The organism is Streptomyces sp. NBC_00250, assembly GCF_036192275.1.
In the GTDB taxonomy this organism is placed as follows: Bacteria; Actinomycetota; Actinomycetes; order Streptomycetales; family Streptomycetaceae; genus Streptomyces.
In genome coordinates this window covers 7,836,985-7,854,863 of record NZ_CP108088.1, presented here as the reverse complement: position 1 = coordinate 7,854,863, position 17,879 = coordinate 7,836,985, and the positions used below count along the sequence as shown (strand labels likewise).

Genomic DNA, 17,879 nt, shown 5'->3' with positions numbered 1-17,879 from the left:
CGGCCCCGGCGGTGACTGACAACCAGAACCTCCTCGCGGAGCAGCGGCGTGCCCTGATCCTCGATGAGGTACGGCGGCGCGGCGGTGTACGGGTCAATGAGCTGACCCGGCGCCTCAGCGTCTCGGACATGACGATCCGTCGCGACCTGGACGCGCTGGCCCGGCAGGGCATGCTCGCGAAGGTGCACGGCGGGGCCGTTCCGGTCGTCGAGGCGAGTACCCACGAGCCGGGCTTCGAGGCCAAGTCGGTGCTCGAACCCAGCGCCAAGGACGAGATCGCGCGGGCGGCGGCGGCCCTGGTCGCGCCGGGCAGCGCGATCGCCCTGTCCGGCGGTACGACGACGTACGCCCTGGCCCGGCACCTGCTCGACGTACCGGACCTGACGGTGGTGACGAACTCCGTCCGGGTCGCGGACGTGTTCCACGAGGCCCAGCTGACGGGCAGCGGCGGCGAGACGCGGCGCGGGGCGGCGACGGTCGTCCTGACGGGCGGGATGCGCACGCCCTCCGACGCCCTTGTGGGGCCGGTGGCGGACCGGGCGGTCCGCTCGCTCCACTTCGACCTGCTGTTCCTCGGGGTGCACGGCATCTCGGTGGAGGCGGGACTCTCGACGCCGAATCTGGCGGAGGGGGAGACGAACGGGTGCCTGATGCGTTCGGCGCGCCGGGTCGTGGTGGTCGCCGATCACACCAAGTGGGGGACGGTGGGCCTGAGTTCGTTCGCCGAACTGGACGAGGTGGACACCTGGGTGACGGACCCCGGCCTGCCCGAGGGCGTACGGGCCGAGGTGGCGGAGCATCTGCCGGGACTCGTGGTGGCGGGCGAGGAGCAGGCGTGAGCCACTTCCGGGTCGAGCGGACCGTGCCGTCGCCTCCGGAGGAGGTGTGGCGGCGGCTGACGGACTGGCCGGCGCACGGCCGCCAGGTGCCGCTGACCCGGACGAGGGTGCTGACCCCGGGGCCGAACCGGGCCGGGACCCGGTTCACGGCCCGTACCGGCATCGGCCGGCTGTCGTTCGACGACCCGATGGAGGTCGTGCACTGGGAACCCCCTGCGCAGGGCAGGACCGGGGCGTGCAGGCTGGAGAAGTCGGGGCGGGTGGTGCGCGGGTGGGCGCTCGTCGAGGTGTCGGGCGCGGGTGACGGCAGCCGGGTGGTGTGGACGGAGGAGCTGTCCGTACGCGGAGTGCCCCGGGTCTTCGATCCGGCGCTTGCGCGGGCGGGACGGTTCCTCTTCGGCCGGGCGGTGGACGGGCTGCTGCGGGAGGGCCGACGAGCCGCACCGGGAGACGGTGGCCCCCGGTCTCCCGGGCGGTGAGGGTCACGGCGCGGCCCTTCGGAGCCTTCCGTCGCCCCCTGTGCTGTTGACAGCATGTCAGCTAAGGTCGCACTTCCGTTCGCGACCCGGGAGGTACGGTCCATGGCACGCCGACTCAGGCCGGTGGAGCTCGACTTCACCGCGTCCGCACCCGTCCGTCTGGTGTTCACCACGACCCTGACGGCCCCGCCGGCCGCCGTCTTCCGGTCGCTCGCGGTGGAGGTGGGCAGCTGGCCGCACTGGTTCACCGCCGTCACCTCCGCCGTCCCGACGGGCGACGGGGCGGGCCGGACCGTCCGGCTGCGCGGCGGGGTCCACTTCGAGGAGACGATCCTGGCCGCCGAGCCGGAGGTCCGCTACGCCTACCGGGTGGACCTGACGAACGCGCCCGGCGTCACCGCCATGGCGGAGGAGTGGCACCTCTCCCCCGCCGGGACCGGCACCCGACTGCGCTGGACGATGGCCCTCGACGGCGCCGCCCCGGTCCGGCTCGGGCTGCGCCTCGCGGGGCCGGGCGTGGGGCTGTCCTTCCGGGACGCCGCGCGCCGTCTCGACCGGCGGCTCACTCCGGCCAGACCCCCGTCGCCAGGAACCGCTCGATAGCGGCGCTGTAGGGGGCGATGTCGAGGCCCTGGGCGGCCAGCCAGTCGTCGGAGTAGTACTTGTCGAGGTAGCGCTCGCCCGGGTCGCACATCAGGGTGACGACGCTGCCGGTGCGCTCGTGGGCGACCATCTCGGCGATGATCTTGAAGGCGCTCCACAGGCCGGTGCCGGTGGAGCCGCCCGCCTTGCGGCCGATCGCGGTCTCCAGCGCGCGGACGGCGGCGACGCTCGCCGCGTCGGGCACCTTCATCATGCGGTCGACGGCCCCGGGCACGAAGCTCGGCTCCATCCGGGGGCGGCCGATGCCCTCGATCCGCGAACCGCAGTCGGAGGTGGCGTGCGGGTCGTGGTGCGTCCAGCCGTCGAAGAAACAGGAGTTCTCGGGGTCGGCGACACAGATGCGGGTGTCGTGCTGCATGTAGTGGACGTAGCGGGCGATGGTCGCCGAGGTGCCGCCGGTGCCCGCGGTCGCCACGATCCAGGCGGGCTCGGGGTAGCGCTCCAACTTCAGCTGCTGGTACATCGATTCGGCGATGTTGTTGTTGCCCCGCCAGTCGGTGGCCCGCTCCGCGTACGTGAACTGGTCCATGTAGTGACCGCCGGTGCGCTCGGCGAGCGCGGCGGCCTCCTCGTACATCGTGCGCGAGTCGTCGACGAAGTGGCACCGCCCGCCGTGGAACTCGATCAGCCGGCACTTCTCGGGACTGGTCGTGCGGGGCATCACGGCGATGAAGGGAACGCCGATGAGCTTCGCGAAGTACGCCTCGGACACGGCGGTCGAGCCGCTGGAGGCCTCGATGACGGGCTTGCCCGGCCGCACCCAGCCGTTGCAGAGGCCGTACAGGAAGAGGGAGCGGGCCAGGCGGTGCTTGAGGCTGCCGGTGGGGTGGGTGGACTCGTCCTTGAGGTAGAGGTCGATGCCCCACTTCTCGGGGAGCGGGAAGCGCAGCAGGTGCGTGTCGGCCGAGCGGTTGGCGTCGGCCTGGACCTTGCGGACGGCCTCCTTGAGCCAGGTCCGGTACGCCGGGTCGCTGCGGTCGACGTCGACGGTCACCGCCGCGCCGCCCGCCGTCACACTCGCCGCACTGTTGTCCGTGGTGCTCATCCGCGCCTCTCCTCGGTCACTTCCCTGGGGGTGCCCCGCTGCCGACAATACCCCTCCCACCTGGGCAAACGTTTCCTTTGACTGTCCATAGGGATGACTTGCGGAAGGGGCACTGGTGCGGTCGCCGACGGCCCGGCACACTGGGAACGGCAACCGGGTGAAAGGGGCGGATCGGCATGTCGGAACCCGAGTTCAGCGCCAGGGGCGTGAGGATCGCCCGCTGGCCGCGTTCACTGACACGCGCCGGCGAGGTGCGGATCGAGGACGGGCGGCTCGCCCTCCTCACGAGTTACGGCAGCGAGATCGACAGCGCGCCGGTGGGAGCGGTCCGGGCGGGACGCCCGTGGTTCGCGAAGTCCGACGAGGCGGTGGCCACCGTGAACGGCACGCGCTACCGGCTGACCCTCCACAAGGACGGCGACAGCAAGAGCGACGGCCCCGGCGCGTCGGAGGAGTCGGGACGGTTCCTGGCGGCGCTGAAGCGGGCGGCCGGGCGGCGCTGAAGCGGCCGGCCCGACGGCGCCGAGGTGGGCTGCCGGGCGGTGCCGAGGCGACTCCTCGGCGTGTCGCAGGTCGCCGTGAGTTGCGGGACGCACACCACTGGTTCACGCTGGAACCACCTCACCGAGGGTTGACCGGTGGTGACAGCGCGCTCAGGTCGCCACCCTGCTGTACCGCATGTGAGATCCGAATCTTCGTCTTCTTCCGGACTACTTCGGGGAGTCGCAGCCGTGATCAGCGAGCCGAGCAGGTATTACGCGGTGGAGCTTCAGGCCCTGCCGTCGCGGATCGGACAGGTCCGCAGGATTGTCTCCGCGCATCTCCGTCATTGGCATCTCGACGGTCTGATCGACCATGCCGTGCTCGGTGTCACCGAGCTTCTGACGAACGTCCACCGGCACGCGCAGCCGGACAAGCGGTGCACCGTCGAGATCGAGCTGTTCCTCGACCGGCTCACGGTCTCCGTCCGGGACCACGACCCCCGCATACCCAAGGCCGGCTGCCCGGACCCGCTCGACGCGTACGACGAGCTGGCCACGTCCGGCCGCGGCCTCGCCATCGTCGGCGCGGTCAGCGAGAGTTGGGGTGTGCGCCCCTGTGGGGCGGACGGGAAGGTGGTGTGGTTCACCCTCTCGACGCCGCCGCCCGCCGCCCCGGCCGACACGCGTTCCTACGCCGTGTACGACTCCGCGGCCGAAGGCCCCTTCCTGGGGTACGCGCCGTTCCCCGGCGTTCCGCTGAGTTCCCCGGCCGAGCCCGCCCCGGCCCCGGCCCACGAACCCGTCCTCGCGCCGGCCCCCGCCGTGGCCACGGCCCGCCGGGTGCCGGCGGGCCGTACGGGCTGACGGAGGGCCGGCAGGGCGGCCCCGCCCCTCACTCCGTGGCGATCGCCCGGAGGATCTCCAGGCGGGCCGCCCGGCGCGCGGGGCGCAGGGCCGCCACGGCGCCCGCGACGAGCCCGACCAGGGCCACGGTCGCCAGCTGCACCGCCGGCACGGCGAAGGTGAAGGCGCTGTCGCCCGATCCCTCCGAGGCGCGGACGAGCACCCAGCCGAGGAAGCCGCCGAGGACGAGTCCGCCGAGCGTGCCGAACGCGGCCACCAGGACCGACTCCCACCGGACCATGGCGCGCAGTTGGGCCCGGGTCTGGCCGACGGCCCGCAACAGGCCCAGCTCACGGGTCCGTTCGTGTACGGACAGGGTGAGCGTGTTCGTGATGCCGAGCAGCGCGATCAGGACGGCGAGGGCGAGGAGCGCGTACACGAGGGTGAGCATCATGTCGATGCCGCCCGCAGAGGCTTCCGCGTACTCGTCCCGGGTCTGGACCTCGGGCTGTCCGTAGCGGTCCGCGACCTCGGTCACGGCCGCCTTCCCCTGTGCGGTGGTGACTCCGTCCGCGAAGGAGACGGCGACGAGGATGTCGGAGTCCTGGGTACGGTGCGGGGCCCAGGCGTCCCGGGTGACGAGGTAGTCGCCGGCGAGGTCGGCGCGTTCGTAGACCGCCCGGACGGTGAAGGTGTGCCGGGTGCCGTCCGTGAACGTCAGCTGGGCCGTCCGGCCGGGCGCGAGGCCCGAGGAGGCCGCCTCGTCGGCGGCGACGGCGAGCCCGTCCGTACCGAGGCCGGTGAGGGAGCCCCGCACCTCTCCCAGGTCGAGGGTGCGGGAGAGCGCGACCGGGTCGGTGACGGTCAGGGCACGGCCCCGGCCGTCCACTTCCGCCACCCCGCGCCCCAGGCCCACGGCGGTGTCGACCTCGGGAAGCGCTCCGACGGCCGGCGCGAGGCGCGGGCTGAGCCCCGCGCCGCCCGCGCCGAACGTGGCCCCGCTGATGGCCACGTCGCCCGCGAAGGAGCGGTCGACCGTGCTGTCCATGGTCGCCTTGAGGGAGGCGCCGAAGACCGTGAAGAGGGTGACCACGGCGACGCCGATCATCAGGGCGGTGGCGGTCGCGGCCGTACGTCCCGGACTGCGCAGGGCGTTGCGGCGCGCGAGGCCGCGGTTGGCGCCGCGCAGGGGGCCGGCCAGTACCCGGACGGCGCCGGAGGCGGCGACCGGCCCGAGGACCACGAACGCGGCGACGGCGAGGGCGGCGCCGGTCGCGGCGAGCCACAGCGAGGGAGTGCCGAGCACTCCGGCGAGTACCGTGCCGACCGCGACGGCGAGCAGGGCGGAGCCGGTCACCACGCGCGCGCGTGAGGTGCCGGAATCGTCGACCTGTGTCTCGCGGAGCGCGGCGAGCGGGGCCGTGCGTCCGGCCCGTACGGCGGGAAGGAGCGCCGAACCGGCGCAGACCGCGAGCCCGACCGCGAGCGGCAGCCCGAGGGACGTGCCGGACACGACCAGGTCGCCCTCGGGGAAGGGGAAGCCGACGGCGGGGAAGAGGGCCTGGAGTCCGGCCGCCACGCCGATCCCGGCCAGCAGCCCGGCGAGGGAGGCGAGCAGGCCCACGGTCAGCGCTTCGGCGAGGGTGCCGGTGACGACCTGGCGCCGGGCGGCGCCGATCGCGCGGAGCAGGGCGTTCTCGCGGGTCCGCTGGGCGACGAGCACGGCGAAGGTGTTGTGGATGGTGAAGACGGAGACGAGCACCGCGACCCCGCTGAACACCAGCAGGAAGGTGGTGAAGAGGCTGAGGAAGCGGCCGGAGACCATCTCGGTATTCTCCTCGGCGGCGCGCTGCCCGGTGATCGCCTCGACCTCGTCGGGGAGGGCGGGGGCGAGGGCGGCGACCAGCTCCTCCTGGGAGACTCCGGGCCCTGCCCGTACGGCGATGCTCGTCGCCTCGCCGGGGCGTGCCGTCAGATACCGCTCGGCGTCGGCGCGGGTCAGACCGGTCCAGGTGACCTGGCCCATGCCGTCCGCGCCGCCGAAGGTGGCGAGACCGACGACGGTGACGCGCACCGGGTCGGGGGTGCGCAGGACCGTGGTGTCGCCCAGGGCGAGGCCCGCGGCCTTCGCGGCGCCCCGGTTGACGACGGCTTCGCCGGGGGCGCTCGGGGCACGGCCTTCCGCGAGCTTGTACGGGTTGAGGGCCGGGTCGTCGATCCAGTTCCCGGCGAGGGTGGGCGGTCCCTTGCCGCCGACGGGGGTGCCGTCGGCGGCGAGGAGCTGGCCGGCGCCCTCGATCCGGGGCGCGGCGGCGGCGACCCCGGGCACCTGCGCGAGCCGGTCGGCGAGGTCCGCGTCGACGGGGCCGCGGGTGCCCTGGGCGCCCCCGGAGGCCGTCACGGTGACGGCGCTGCGGACGACGGCGTCGGTGCCCCGGGTGGCGCCGGTGAACATCGAGTCGAAGCTCGCGCGCAGGGTGTCGCCCATGACGAGGGTGCCGGTGAGGAAGGCGACCCCGAGGAGGACGGCGACGAAGGTGCCGAGGAAACGGCGGCGGTGCGCGCGGAGGGAGGAGCGGGCGAGGCGGAGGGAGGCGGGTGTTCGCTTGGTTCCGGTGGCTCTCATGGCGTTACTCCCCCGGTGGTGAGGGCCCCGGTCGTGTGGGCCCCGGTGGCGTGGGCCGCCGCTCCCGGTGATGTCTCGAACGCCTTCATGCGGTCCAGGACGCGGTCGGCCGTGGGAGCCGTCATCCGGTCGACGAGCCGACCGTCGGCGAGGAAGATCACCTCGTCGGCGTGGGCGGCGGCGACGGGGTCGTGGGTGACCATGACGACCGTACGGCCGGTCTCGCGCACCGTACGGCCGAGCAGGCGCAGGACCTCCTCGCCGGAACGCGAGTCGAGGTTGCCGGTGGGTTCGTCGGCGAAGACGACGTCGGGGTCACCGGCGAAGGCACGGGCCACGGCCACCCGCTGCTGCTGTCCGCCGGAGAGCTCGCTCGGCCGGTGGTGCAGGCGGTCGCGCAGTCCGACGGTGTCGACGAGCCGGTCGAAGCGCTCCCGGTCGACGGTGCGGCCCGCGAGGTCCAGCGGGAGGGTGATGTTCTCGGCGACGGTGAGGGTCGGCAGCAGGTTGAAGGCCTGGAAGACGAAGCCGATCCGGTCGCGGCGCAGCAGCGTCAGACGACGGTCGTCGAGCGTGGACAGGTCGGTGTCCCCGAGGAGGGCGGCGCCGGAGGTGAGGGTGTCCAGCCCGGCGGCGCAGTGCATGAGGGTGGACTTTCCGGAGCCCGAGGGACCCATGACGGCGGTGAAGCGGCCGACCGGGAAGTCGACGCTCACGCCGTCCAGGGCCCGGACCTCGGTGTCGCCGCGCCCGTAGACCTTGACGGCGTCGACGACGCGGACGGCGGTGGGGGCGGGGGCGGCCTGGGGCAGCGTTCCGGTGGTGGTCATGCCCGGCGCCCCTTGGAGTCGGTGCGGCGGCCGAACTGCTCTTCGAGGACGGTCAGCCGGCGCCAGTACTCGTCCTCGTCGATCTCCCCGGCGGCGAACCGGTGGCCGAGCAGGGCGATGGGCGAGCTGTCGTCGGGGCCGGTGTCGCGGCCCGGGCCGGCGAAGCGGCCGAAGCCGCCCTCGCGTCCGCGGCGCCATCCGGCGCGGCGGGCGACGGTGACGAGCCCGAAGATCACGACCGCCCAGACGAGGGGGAAGAGAAGGACCCACGGGCCGGGGCCCGCGTGGGCGAGTGTGTTCATGAGGGTTCAGCTCCTCGGTTGTCGGTGGTTCGAGACTCCCTCCGGAGGGGTGCCGGGCGCGTCGTACGGGCAGCGGCATCGCGCGTACGACGGCGGGAGTACGTGGCGCTTCCGGCCCTCCTTCCGCCTCTGTACCTACTGGTATGTACAGTGGGTTCATGAGCACCTCCGAGCGACTGATCGAGGCGACCCGCGAGCTGCTGTGGGAGCGCGGTTACGTGGGGACCAGCCCCAAGGCGATCCAGCAGGCGGCCGGGGCGGGCCAGGGCAGCATGTACCACCACTTCTCGGGCAAGCCCGATCTCGCACTCGCCGCGATCCGGCGTACGGCCGAGGAGCTGGGAGCGGCGGCCGAGGCCGTCCTGAGCGGCGAGGGCACGGCGTACGCCCGTATCGAGGCCTATCTGCTGCGGGAGCGGGACGTCCTGCGGGGCTGCCCGGTGGGGCGACTGACGATGGATCCCGACGTGATCGCCGATCCGGTGCTCCGCGCACCGATCGACGAGGTGCTCGGCAGGCTGCGGGCCCGGCTCGCCGAGGTCGTCCAGGAGGGTCTGGACAGCGGCGAGTTGAGCGGCCCCCTCGACGCGGACGACATCGCGGCGACGGTCGTGGCGACCGTGCAGGGCGGATATGTGCTGGCCCGGGCGACGGGGTCGAGGGCGCCCTTCGACAGCGCCGTGCGGGGACTGTCGAGCCTGCTCACCCCTCGTACCGCCGCCGGCTGAACAGACCTTCCACGAGGGGCGATCGGAGCCTTCTGTGCACGCGATGCAGTACGAGATCAACCTGCCCGCCGACTACGACATGGGAATCATCCGCGAACGGGTGGCGACGAAGGGCCGTCTTCTCGACGCCTTCCCCGGGCTCGGCCTGAAGGCCTACCTGGTGAGGGAACGGGGGGAATCGTCGCCGGTGAACCAGTACGCGCCGTTCTATCTGTGGGCCACCCCCGAGGGCATGAACTCCTTCCTCTGGGGCCCGGGTTTCCAGGGCATCGTGAACGACTTCGGCCGGCCCGTGGTGCAGCACTGGACGGGCCTGTCGTACGAGGAGGGCCCCGCGTCCGGTGCGACGCCGGGCACTGCGACGCGCCGCAGGAGCCCACTCGGGGAGGCGGGCGCGCCCGGAGAGGCCGTGGCGGACGCCGTGGCCCGGCACGCGCGCGAGGCGCGGCGGGGCGGGGTGGTGGCCTCCGCCCTGGCCATCGATCCGCGCCACTGGGAACTGCTCGCCTTCACCCTGTGGGCCGACGCGGAAGCGCCCGCCGACGAGGGCGAGCGCTTCCGGGTCCTGCATCTGTCCGCGCCGGGGCGGGGGCAGTTGGGGCCGGGGCGGCAATGGTGAGCCCGGGCCCGGGACGTGGCCGACCAGGCGGCAATGGTGCGCCCGGGCCCGGGACGTGGTCGATCAGGCGACGGCGACGAGCGTCAGGTAGGCCATGCCGAGGACGCGGCGGTAGCCGTTCACCCAGGTCGAGCGCTGCCGGTCGACGCGCTCCCGGGTCTCCGCGGCAAGCGGGTGGTCGGGGTGGGCGGCCAGCCAGACCTCGGTGTCGTACCGGTAGCCCGACTCGAACTCCTCCCACTCCTCCGCGGTCGCCGTCTCGATCCACGCGGGCCGGAATCCGGCCTCGATCGCGAGGTCGACGAGGACGCCGAGGGACGTGTGCTCGTCCGCGGTCGCGCCGGGCCACATGCCGGCCAGCTCCTCGTCCGTGGGAGTGCGATCCCAGAAGCACTCCCCGAGCACGACGTGTCCCCCGGGCCTGACAAGACGGCGGAGTTCACGCAGGGCGACGGAGAGGTCGTGCGGCTGCTCGGGGTCGAGGAGGGCCTGGCTCGACCCGTGGCAGAGGACCACGTCGACGGGTCCCCGGTCCGTACCGAGCGCGGACTCCTCGAAGTACTCGACACGGTCGGCGAGACCACGGGTCTCGGCGAGGGTCCGGCCACGGGCCAGGTCCTCGGCGTTGATGTCGATCCCCGCGCCCTTGGCCGCCGGGGCGGCCTCCAGCACACGGAGCAGCAACTCGCCCCAGCCGCAGCCGATGTCGAGCACATCGGCGGGCTCGATGGCGGCGAGCCGCTCGACCATGCGCGCGGCACGGGCCTCGGAGAGGGGACTGTGGAAGGTGAGGCTGCCGAGGCGCGGAGGAAGTTCATGATCAGAAATGGTCATGAGGCGGAACGGTACGTCGTCCGACCGGCGCCGGCCAGGGGTTTCCGGCCGATGAGGGGTGCGTCGGGGGGGGGGGCGTCCCGCCGACTCCGTGGTGATTTCGGCAAGACGCCGTCACCAAGCCGTGAAGTTTCTTCGGGACTCTGGAGTTCGGACCGACCGAGCTCGGCCCGGGTCAGGTCAGGTCAGGTCTGATCAGTTCGTTCAGTACCGCGCTGTGCGCGCTTCTCATCGGGGGACACCGTCATGAGCACCGTCCGCAGATCCGCCGTCGTTCTCGTCGCCCTCTCCGCACTCGCGCTGACCGCCTGCGGGCCCGGCGAGGACGGGGCGGCAGGTGATCCCGAAGCGCCGTCGGCGACTCCGTCGAAGTCCGTGACGCCGACGGACGCGCCGACCGCCGCACCGCCGAAGGCGCCCACGGGCGCGCCCACGAAGCCGCCGGCCCCCTCGAAGCCTGCGACGCCGTCGGTCGACCCCGACTACGACGTGTTCCCGTGCAGCACCTTCGACGTGACCTTCACCGCGACCCTGGCGGAGCCCACGACCAGCAGCTACCTGCTGAAGATCACCAACAAGGGCGGCAAGCCCTGCCGGGCCCTGGGACACCCGGTCGTCACCTTCGGCGCCCTCGACGGGCAGGCCGTCGAGCGGGGGCCGGCCCCCGGGATCGAGGACGCGATCCGGCTCGCGCCGGGACAGTCGGCGTACGCGGGACTCATGGGCGGCCTCAAGGACGGCAAGGGCACGACCGTCGACTCGATCGCGCTGACGATGAGCACCGACTCCGACCTGGAGCAGAAGCCGCTGAAGGTCTCGACCCCCGGCCTGTACGTCTCGCCCGACAAGAACTCGGTGACCGCGTGGATGACGAACGCGGAGGACGCCCTCAGCCTCTAACCTAGGAGGGGTGCACACCACGCGCGTGTCCCGACATGTCGACGCCCCGCCCTCGGCCGTCTACCGGGCCCTCGTCGACCCGGAGGCCGTGGCGCGCTGGCGGGTGCCGGACGGGATGACCTGCGAGGTGCACGAATTCGACGCGCGCGAAGGGGGAACGTTCCGCGTCTCGCTCACGTACGACACGGCCGACGGCACCGGCAGGTCCGGGGCTCGCACGGACACGTACCACGGGCGCTTCGTGGAGCTGCTCCCCGACGAACGCGTGGTCGAAATCTCCGAGTTCGAGACCCCGGACCCCGCGCTGCGGGGCCCCATGACCCTCACCACGACGCTGATCGCGCTGGAGGGCGGCACGGACGTCGTCCTCGTTCACGAGGGGGTGCCCGACGCCGTGCCCGCCGCCGACAACGAGGCGGGCGCCCGGACGGCGCTTGAGCGGTTGGCCGCGTTCGTCGAAGGTCGCCCGGAGTCGTAGCCCCGCTCGTACGGGAGCGGGGGCCGGGTCCGGGTTCAGACCGGCTCGCGGCTCAGTGCCGCCAGTGGGTCATCCAGGACCGGCTGCCACGCCAGCTCGGCGGCGCCGACGAGGCTGTTGTGGTCCAGGGTGCAGGGGAGGATCGGCACTCCCCCGCTGCGGCCCCACAGGCTTCGGTCGGCGACGACCGCGCGGAGCCGCTCCGGGTCCGCGTCGAGGAGCTCGCGGTGCAGGCCTCCGAGGATGATCCGGTCCGGGTTGAGGATGTTCACCAGGCCCGCGAGGCCGAGCCCCAGACGGTCGATCAGCTCCCCGACGGCCACGCGTACGCCCGGGTCGTCGGGGCTCGTGCGCAGCAGGTCGCGGGCCTGCTGGAGCAGGGACAGCTCGGGGCCGGGGGCGCGGCCCGCGGCCGTCAGAAAGGCCAGCGGGTCGGTCTCGACGTCCAGGCAGCCGCGGCTGCCGCAATGGCAGGCCCGCCCCTCCGGGTTCACCGTGAGGTGGCCGACCTCCAGGGCGAGGCCCGCGCTGCCGGTGTGCAGGCGGCCGTCCAGGACGAGCGCGCCGCCGACGCCCCGGTGGCCGGTGGCCACGCAGAGCAGGTCGCGGGCGCCGCGCCCCGCGCCGTGGCGGTGCTCGGCGAGGGCGGCGAGGTTCACGTCGTTGCCGGTGAAGGCGGGGCCTTCGATGCCTGCGGCCCGTACCTGTTCGGCGAAGATCTCGCGGACCTGCGCCCCGGCGGGCCAGGCGAGGTGCAGCGGGTTCAGCGCCGTGCCTTCGGGCTCGGCCACGGCCGAGGGGGCGGCGAGGCCCGCGCCGACGCAGCGGCGGCCGCTGTCCCTGAGCAGCGCGGCTCCGGCCTCGACCACCTCGCCGAGGACCTGGGCCGGGTCGGCGGAGACGGTGACGCAGCCGGGGACGGTGGCCACGATGGTGCCGCCGAGACCGACGAGGGCGGCGCGGAATCCGTCGGCGTGGACCTGGGCGGCGAGGGCTACGGGGCCCTTCTCGTCGACGGCGAGACGGTGGGAGGGCCGGCCCTGGGAGCCTGCGGCGGCGCCGGGGTTGGAGTCCACGCGGATGAGGCCGAGGGCCTCCAGTTCCGCGGCGACGGCGCCGGCGGTGGCGCGGGTGACGCCGAGTTCGGCGGTGAGGACGGCCCTGGTGGGCGCCCTGCCGGTGTGCACCAGCTCCAGTGCGGGGCCGAGCGCGTTGCGCCCCCTGTCCAGACGTGTCCGGGTCGTCGTCGCCTTGCCGTTCATGGGGGCGAGTCTCCCATGATCGGGGGGTCAGGTGTCCCCCTGGGCCGGTGGGGGGTGGGGGTGGGCCGTGGGGGTCTGTCCGCCGAGTGGCGGGCGTTCCCCGTCGGTCCGGACGTGGGGGGACTGACCCGCCTGCGGGCTCGGGCGAGGGCTGTGTCCTCGCCCGAGCCGGTGCGCCAGGTCAGTGCGCGCCGAGGAACGCGCCCTCCGGGCCCTTCTCCCAACCCTCCTCGTGACACGAGCCGGTGAAGATCGTTCCGTAGACGGCCGGGACGCCGGCCACCGAGCAGTGCGAGCTGAAGCCCGCGCCACCGGCGGAGAAGTACCCCGCCCCGAATCCGTCGTCGGCGAGCGCGGAACCGGCGCCGCCCAGCAGGATGCCCACGGCCAGGACAGACGCGGCGAGAGAACGCATGACTACTCCTCAAGATCTCGGAATGACGTGCCAGAAGGTGCTCGTCAGCCGGTCAAACGCCTCCGGAAATGGCGAGACACGGCGTCTCACTCCAATGCCGGGCGGGCGGATCCAGCGCAGAAACGATGCTTTCCAGTGGCCCGTTGGGGAGTTCTGACCTGGGCTTTGTCACCCGGACAGCGTCACGGGAGTGCGTGTCACGCTTCGGGACCTTGTCGATGATCAAGGGCTGCCCTCGGGTTCGCCCGCCGCTCACTTGATTGCGGCCGGGGGATCCCCCTATCCTGAGTTTGTGCCGCTACTAAACAAAGTACGGACGGCCGTTCCGGGGGGCTCCGGCGGAGACACCGCCACCCACCCCCTGTCCCGCCTCCGCGTCGCCCTGACCCTCTTCTTCGCCCTCGACGGTTTCCTGTTCGCCGGCTGGGTCGTCCGGATCCCCGCCGTCAAGCAGCAGACCGGTGCCTCGGCCGGTGACCTCGGCCTCGCCCTTCTCGGGGTGTCCGCCGGCGCCGTCATCACCATGACGCTGACCGGGCGGCTCTGCCGCCGCTACGGCTCCCACGCGGTCACCGTCGCCACCGCCGTCCTCCTGTCGCTGTCGGTCGCCCTGCCCGCGCTCACCCGGTCGCCGCTCGCTCTGGGGCTCGTACTGCTCGTGTTCGGCGCCGCGTACGGCGGGATCAACGTCGCCATGAACAGCGCCGCAGTGGATCTCGTGACCGCGCTCCGGCGCCCGGTGATGCCCAGCTTCCACGCCGCGTTCAGCCTCGGCGGCATGATCGGGGCGGGGCTCGGCGGGCTGCTCGCCGGGGGCCTCTCCCCGACCGCCCATCTGCTGGGTCTTACCGGGGTCGGCCTCGTGCTCACCGCCGTCGCCGGGCCCGTACTCCTGCGTCACCCCTCCCCCGCCCCGCCGCCCGAATCCCTGCCGCCCGCGGCCGGTGCGGAGGGCGGGCGGTCCGGCGGATCGCGGCGCATCGTGCTCGTCTTCGGTGTGATCGCGCTGTGCACGGCGTACGGCGAAGGGGCACTCGCCGACTGGGGCGCCCTCCACCTGGAGCAGGACCTCGGCGCACACCCGGGGGTGGCCGCCGCCGGGTACTCCGTGTTCGCGCTGACCATGACCGCCGGGCGTCTCTCCGGTACGGCCCTGCTCGAACGCCTCGGCCAGACCCGGACCCTGGTCCTCGGTGGCGCCACGGCCGCCGCCGGGATGCTGCTCGGCGCGCTCGCGCCGAGCGTCTGGGCCACGCTGCTCGGCTTCGCGATCACCGGTCTCGGCCTGGCCAACATCTTCCCCGTCGCCGTGGCGCGCGCCGGTGCGGTCGCCGGTCCCGGCGGGGTGGCGACCGCGTCCACGCTCGGTTACGGGGGCATGCTGCTCGGCCCGCCGTCCATCGGGTTCCTCGCCGACTGGTTCTCCCTTCCAGTGGCCCTCACGACGGTCGCCGTGCTCGCCGCCGGCGCCGCCGCCATGGGCTACTGGGCGCGGAACGCCGGAGCCTCTCGGGTGAGTTGAGCTCGCGACGCGTCCACGGCTGCGAGAATTCGCTCATGGACGCTTCGAACGGGGGAACGTTGAAGATCGCGGAGTACATCGACGCCATGGAGACCGCCGGCCGGGCCCTTGCGGTGGCGGCGGCCGAAGCCGGACCGGACGCGGAGGTGGCGACCTGTCCCGGGTGGCGGGTCCGGGACCTCCTCCGGCACACCTCGATGGTGCACCGCTGGGCCACGGATCTCGTGGTCGAGGCGCGCACCGCGTACCAGCCGGACGGTGGCGAGACCACACTCGACGGCGAGGAGCTGCTGGCCCATTTCCGCGAGGGCCACGCGGCTCTCGTCGCCGCCCTGCGGGCGGCGCCGGAGTCCCTGGAGTGCTGGACCTTCCTGCCCGCACCCTCGCCGCTCACCTTCTGGGCGCGGCGGCAGGCGCACGAGACCACCGTCCATCGAGCGGACGCCGAGTCGGCGCTCGCGGCAGGACCGGGGCCGGTGGAGCCGTCGGTCGCCGTCGACGGCATCGACGAGCTGCTGTTCCAGTTCCACGGCCGGGACCGCAGCCGGGTGCGGACGGCCGAGCCCCGGACGCTGCGGGTGCGGGCGACCGACACGGACGACGTGTGGACCGTACGGCTTTCGGCGACGGAGCCGCCCCGGACCGAGCGGGGCGACGGCGCGACGGGGGCGGTGGACGCCGAACTCGTCGGGCCCGCCGACCGGCTGTACCTCGCCCTGTGGAACCGGCTGCCCTTCGACGCCGTGACGTTCACGGGCGACGAGGAGATCGCGCGGGTGTGGCGCGAGACCTCCGGGGTCACCTGATCCTGAACCCCGGACGGCTCAGGCCGCCCCGTCCAGCATCCGGGTGAGTACGTCGCGCTGGAGCGGTCGCACCTCGGTATGGCGGGCCAGACCCTTGTCGGTCAGCTTCACCTGGACGCCCCGCCGGTCCTCGGCGCACATCCCCCGCAGGACCAGGCCGTCCTTCTCCAGGCGTGCGATCAGCCGGGAGAGGGCGCTCTGGCTGAGATGGACGCGCCCGGCCAGCTCCTGGACACGCCAGGAGGCCGGGCCGTCCTCCGCCGCACCCTCGGCGAGGACGTCGAGGACCTCGAAGTCGCTGGCACCGAGTCCGTACGGATGGAGCGCCCGGTCGAGCTCACAGGTCGTACGGGCGTGCAGGGCGAGGACGTCACGCCACTCGTCCACGAGCGCGCGTTCGGACTTGTTCGCTGCCATGGCCGCACGTTAGCAGAAACGACCCCTTTTGTTGCATGGGAATTAAATGCACTCGCATTCAATGCATGTGCATGTACTGTCCTGCCCATGACCTCTCCGCTCACCGACGCGCCCACCGGCGTGTCCGACTCCGTGCAGGAACGCTGGAGTCCGCGCCTCTGGGGCACCCTGCTCGTGCTCTGCGCCGCGATGTTCCTCGACGCCCTCGACGTCTCCATGGTCGGCGTCGCCCTGCCCTCCATCGCCACCGACCTCGGTCTCTCCACCGCCACCCTCCAGTGGATCGTGAGCGGCTACATCCTCGGCTACGGAGGCCTGCTCCTCCTCGGCGGCCGCGCGGCCGATCTGCTCGGCCGGCGGCGGGTCTTCCTCATCGCACTCGCCGTCTTCGCGCTCGCCTCCCTCCTCGGCGGGCTCGTCGACTCCGGGCCGCTGCTGATCGCCAGCCGGTTCATCAAGGGGCTGAGCGCCGCCTTCACCGCCCCCGCCGGTCTGTCGATCATCACGACGACCTTCAAGGAGGGCCCGCAGCGCAACCGGGCCCTGTCCATCTACACCACCTGCGCCGCCACCGGCTTCTCCATGGGCCTGGTCCTGTCCGGTCTCCTCACCGAGCTGAGCTGGCGCTGGACGATGCTGCTCCCCGCCCCCGTCGCCCTCATCGCCCTCGTCTTCGCCCTGCGCCTCATCCCGCACAGCGCCCGCGAGAACTCCTCCGGCGGCTACGACCTGCCGGGCGCCGTCACCGGCACGGCCGCGATGCTGCTGCTCGTCTTCACCGTCGTCCAGGCCCCCGAGACGGGCTGGACCTCCGTACGCACCCTGCTGTCCTTCGCGGTGGCCGCCGCGCTGCTCGTCGCCTTCGTCCTGATCGAGCGGCGCAGCGCGAGTCCCCTCGTACGACTCGGAGTGCTGCGCTCCGGCTCACAGGTGCGGGCCCAGCTCGGCGCGGCGGCGTTCTTCGGCTCGTACGTCGCCTTCCAGTTCATCGTCACCCAGTACATGCAGTCACTGCTGCACTGGTCCGCGCTCCAGACGGCCCTCGCCTTCCTCCCCGCCGGTGTGCTCGTGGCGCTCTCCTCCACGAAGATCGGCGGCCTCGTGGACCGCTTCGGCACACCCCGGGTGATCGCCGTCGGCTTCACCCTGCTCGTCGTCGCGTACGCGCTGTTCCTGCGGATCTCCCTCACCCCGCAGTACGCCGCCGTCGTCCTGCCCTCGATGCTGCTGCTCGGCGCGGCCTGCGCGCTGGTGTTCCCCTCGCTCAACATCCAGGCCACCAACGGGGTCGACGACGACGAGCAGGGCATGGTGTCCGGGCTGCTCAACACCTCGATCCAGGTCGGCGGCGCGCTGTTCCTCGCCGTCGTCACCGCCGTGATCACGGCGGACGGCGGCGGGGCGAACGCATCCCCGCAGGCGGTCCTGGACAGTTTCCGTCCGGGTCTGGCCGTGGTCACGGTCATCGCTCTGGCCGGGCTGCTCGTCACACTGCCGGGACTCCGGACGAAGCGGGAGCAGGGCGGCGAGCCGTCGATCGTCGTCGCCCGCTCCACGCCGTCGGGAGCGAGCACCACGGCCGCCGCCGAGAGCGGTACGGCCATCGAGAGCGCCCCGGCGAAGGTCGCGGCCCGCGACTAGGAGGCGCCTTCCTCGCGGATCTCGCCGGGCGCGTACCGCCCGGCGAGATCCGCATGCGCGCCCGCCGTCGCCGCGCCCGCCGTTGCCACGCCCGCCCCACCGGCGGCCGTCCGCGAGCGGAACCGGCGAGGCGCGGACTCTCCGGACG

The 17,879-nt window shown here is 73.1% G+C and carries 20 protein-coding genes; 12 read left to right on the top strand and 8 right to left on the bottom strand.

Annotation, left to right across the window (positions count from 1 at the left end; all coding sequences use genetic code 11):
• Window positions 1-11: 11 nt before the first annotated feature.
• From OG259_RS35680 to OG259_RS35670, 3 genes are all read left to right on the top strand, one after another.
• Window positions 12-839, top strand: a complete 828-nt coding sequence (locus OG259_RS35680) for a DeoR/GlpR family DNA-binding transcription regulator (protein ID WP_328945996.1) — start codon at window positions 12-14, stop codon at window positions 837-839.
• Window positions 836-1,318 carry an SRPBCC family protein gene (locus tag OG259_RS35675; RefSeq protein WP_328945995.1) on the top strand — a complete coding sequence of 161 codons (483 nt, stop codon included), beginning with the start codon at window positions 836-838 and terminating at the stop codon, window positions 1,316-1,318. Before OG259_RS35680 ends, OG259_RS35675 begins: the two co-directional genes overlap by 4 nt.
• 102 nt (window positions 1,319-1,420) lie before the next feature.
• The gene (locus tag OG259_RS35670; RefSeq protein ID WP_328945994.1) at window positions 1,421-1,921 is read left to right on the top strand and encodes an SRPBCC family protein; all 501 of its coding nucleotides are present in this window, start codon (window positions 1,421-1,423) and stop codon (window positions 1,919-1,921) included.
• On the opposite strand, the gene OG259_RS35665 is transcribed toward OG259_RS35670, so the two are convergent.
• A complete protein-coding gene (locus OG259_RS35665) occupies window positions 1,881-3,026 on the bottom strand; it encodes a PLP-dependent cysteine synthase family protein (protein ID WP_328945993.1) in 1,146 nt (381 codons plus the stop codon). The two genes, OG259_RS35670 and OG259_RS35665, sit on opposite strands and share 41 nt — an antisense overlap.
• Before the next feature lie 176 nt (window positions 3,027-3,202).
• On the opposite strand from OG259_RS35665, the gene OG259_RS35660 reads away from it, so the two are divergent.
• Window positions 3,203-3,529 (top strand): hypothetical protein, encoded by a 327-nt coding sequence (locus tag OG259_RS35660; protein ID WP_328945992.1) that lies wholly within the window; start codon window positions 3,203-3,205, stop codon window positions 3,527-3,529.
• Between the two features lie 228 nt (window positions 3,530-3,757).
• Window positions 3,758-4,372 carry an ATP-binding protein gene (locus OG259_RS35655; RefSeq protein WP_328945991.1) on the top strand — a complete coding sequence of 205 codons (615 nt, stop codon included), beginning with the start codon at window positions 3,758-3,760 and terminating at the stop codon, window positions 4,370-4,372.
• A 28-nt stretch (window positions 4,373-4,400) separates the two neighbouring features.
• Here OG259_RS35655 and OG259_RS35650 read toward each other — a convergent pair whose 3' ends face one another.
• From OG259_RS35650 to OG259_RS35640, 3 genes are read right to left on the bottom strand one after another with little or no spacing between them, the layout of a single operon-like run.
• A complete protein-coding gene (locus tag OG259_RS35650; RefSeq protein ID WP_328945990.1) occupies window positions 4,401-6,977 on the bottom strand; it encodes an ABC transporter permease in 2,577 nt (858 codons plus the stop codon).
• Window positions 6,974-7,807 carry an ABC transporter ATP-binding protein gene (locus OG259_RS35645; RefSeq protein WP_328945989.1) on the bottom strand — a complete coding sequence of 278 codons (834 nt, stop codon included), beginning with the start codon at window positions 7,805-7,807 and terminating at the stop codon, window positions 6,974-6,976. Before OG259_RS35645 ends, OG259_RS35650 begins: the two co-directional genes overlap by 4 nt.
• Window positions 7,804-8,109, bottom strand: coding sequence for an SHOCT domain-containing protein (locus OG259_RS35640; RefSeq protein ID WP_328945988.1), 306 nt, complete (start codon window positions 8,107-8,109; stop codon window positions 7,804-7,806). The genes OG259_RS35645 and OG259_RS35640 overlap by 4 nt, the downstream gene beginning before the upstream one ends.
• Window positions 8,110-8,252: 143 nt before the next feature.
• On the opposite strand from OG259_RS35640, the gene OG259_RS35635 reads away from it, so the two are divergent.
• On the top strand, window positions 8,253-8,837 hold the full coding sequence (locus OG259_RS35635) for a TetR/AcrR family transcriptional regulator (protein WP_328945987.1): 585 nt from the start codon (window positions 8,253-8,255) through the stop codon (window positions 8,835-8,837).
• 34 nt (window positions 8,838-8,871) lie between these two features.
• A complete protein-coding gene (locus OG259_RS35630) occupies window positions 8,872-9,456 on the top strand; it encodes a DUF4865 family protein (protein ID WP_328945986.1) in 585 nt (194 codons plus the stop codon).
• A 63-nt stretch (window positions 9,457-9,519) separates the two neighbouring features.
• Here OG259_RS35630 and OG259_RS35625 read toward each other — a convergent pair whose 3' ends face one another.
• Window positions 9,520-10,290: a class I SAM-dependent methyltransferase gene (locus tag OG259_RS35625; RefSeq protein WP_328945985.1), complete on the bottom strand. Its 771-nt coding sequence runs from the start codon at window positions 10,288-10,290 to the stop codon at window positions 9,520-9,522.
• A gap of 246 nt (window positions 10,291-10,536) precedes the next feature.
• Here OG259_RS35625 and OG259_RS35620 point away from each other — a divergent pair, with 246 nt between their 5' ends.
• Entirely contained in the window at window positions 10,537-11,190 is a 654-nt protein-coding gene (locus OG259_RS35620; RefSeq protein ID WP_328945984.1) for a DUF4232 domain-containing protein, read from the top strand.
• A 10-nt stretch (window positions 11,191-11,200) separates the two neighbouring features.
• Window positions 11,201-11,668 carry an SRPBCC family protein gene (locus OG259_RS35615; RefSeq protein ID WP_328945983.1) on the top strand — a complete coding sequence of 156 codons (468 nt, stop codon included), beginning with the start codon at window positions 11,201-11,203 and terminating at the stop codon, window positions 11,666-11,668.
• A gap of 35 nt (window positions 11,669-11,703) precedes the next feature.
• On the opposite strand, the gene OG259_RS35610 is transcribed toward OG259_RS35615, so the two are convergent.
• Both OG259_RS35610 and OG259_RS35605 read right to left on the bottom strand, forming a co-directional pair.
• Window positions 11,704-12,930 (bottom strand): ROK family protein, encoded by a 1,227-nt coding sequence (locus tag OG259_RS35610; RefSeq protein ID WP_328945982.1) that lies wholly within the window; start codon window positions 12,928-12,930, stop codon window positions 11,704-11,706.
• Window positions 12,931-13,111: 181 nt separating this feature from the next.
• Window positions 13,112-13,345, bottom strand: coding sequence for a hypothetical protein (locus OG259_RS35605; protein ID WP_328945981.1), 234 nt, complete (start codon window positions 13,343-13,345; stop codon window positions 13,112-13,114).
• 292 nt (window positions 13,346-13,637) lie between these two features.
• Here OG259_RS35605 and OG259_RS35600 point away from each other — a divergent pair, with 292 nt between their 5' ends.
• Both OG259_RS35600 and OG259_RS35595 read left to right on the top strand, forming a co-directional pair.
• Window positions 13,638-14,867 carry an MFS transporter gene (locus OG259_RS35600; RefSeq protein WP_328945980.1) on the top strand — a complete coding sequence of 410 codons (1,230 nt, stop codon included), beginning with the start codon at window positions 13,638-13,640 and terminating at the stop codon, window positions 14,865-14,867.
• Between the two features lie 59 nt (window positions 14,868-14,926).
• On the top strand, window positions 14,927-15,673 hold the full coding sequence (locus OG259_RS35595) for a maleylpyruvate isomerase family mycothiol-dependent enzyme (protein ID WP_328947276.1): 747 nt from the start codon (window positions 14,927-14,929) through the stop codon (window positions 15,671-15,673).
• Between the two features lie 18 nt (window positions 15,674-15,691).
• On the opposite strand, the gene OG259_RS35590 is transcribed toward OG259_RS35595, so the two are convergent.
• The gene (locus OG259_RS35590) at window positions 15,692-16,090 is read right to left on the bottom strand and encodes a MarR family winged helix-turn-helix transcriptional regulator (protein WP_328945979.1); all 399 of its coding nucleotides are present in this window, start codon (window positions 16,088-16,090) and stop codon (window positions 15,692-15,694) included.
• Window positions 16,091-16,177: 87 nt separating this feature from the next.
• Here OG259_RS35590 and OG259_RS35585 point away from each other — a divergent pair, with 87 nt between their 5' ends.
• Window positions 16,178-17,731, top strand: a complete 1,554-nt coding sequence (locus OG259_RS35585; RefSeq protein WP_328945978.1) for an MFS transporter — start codon at window positions 16,178-16,180, stop codon at window positions 17,729-17,731.
• Window positions 17,732-17,879: the final 148 nt, after the last annotated feature.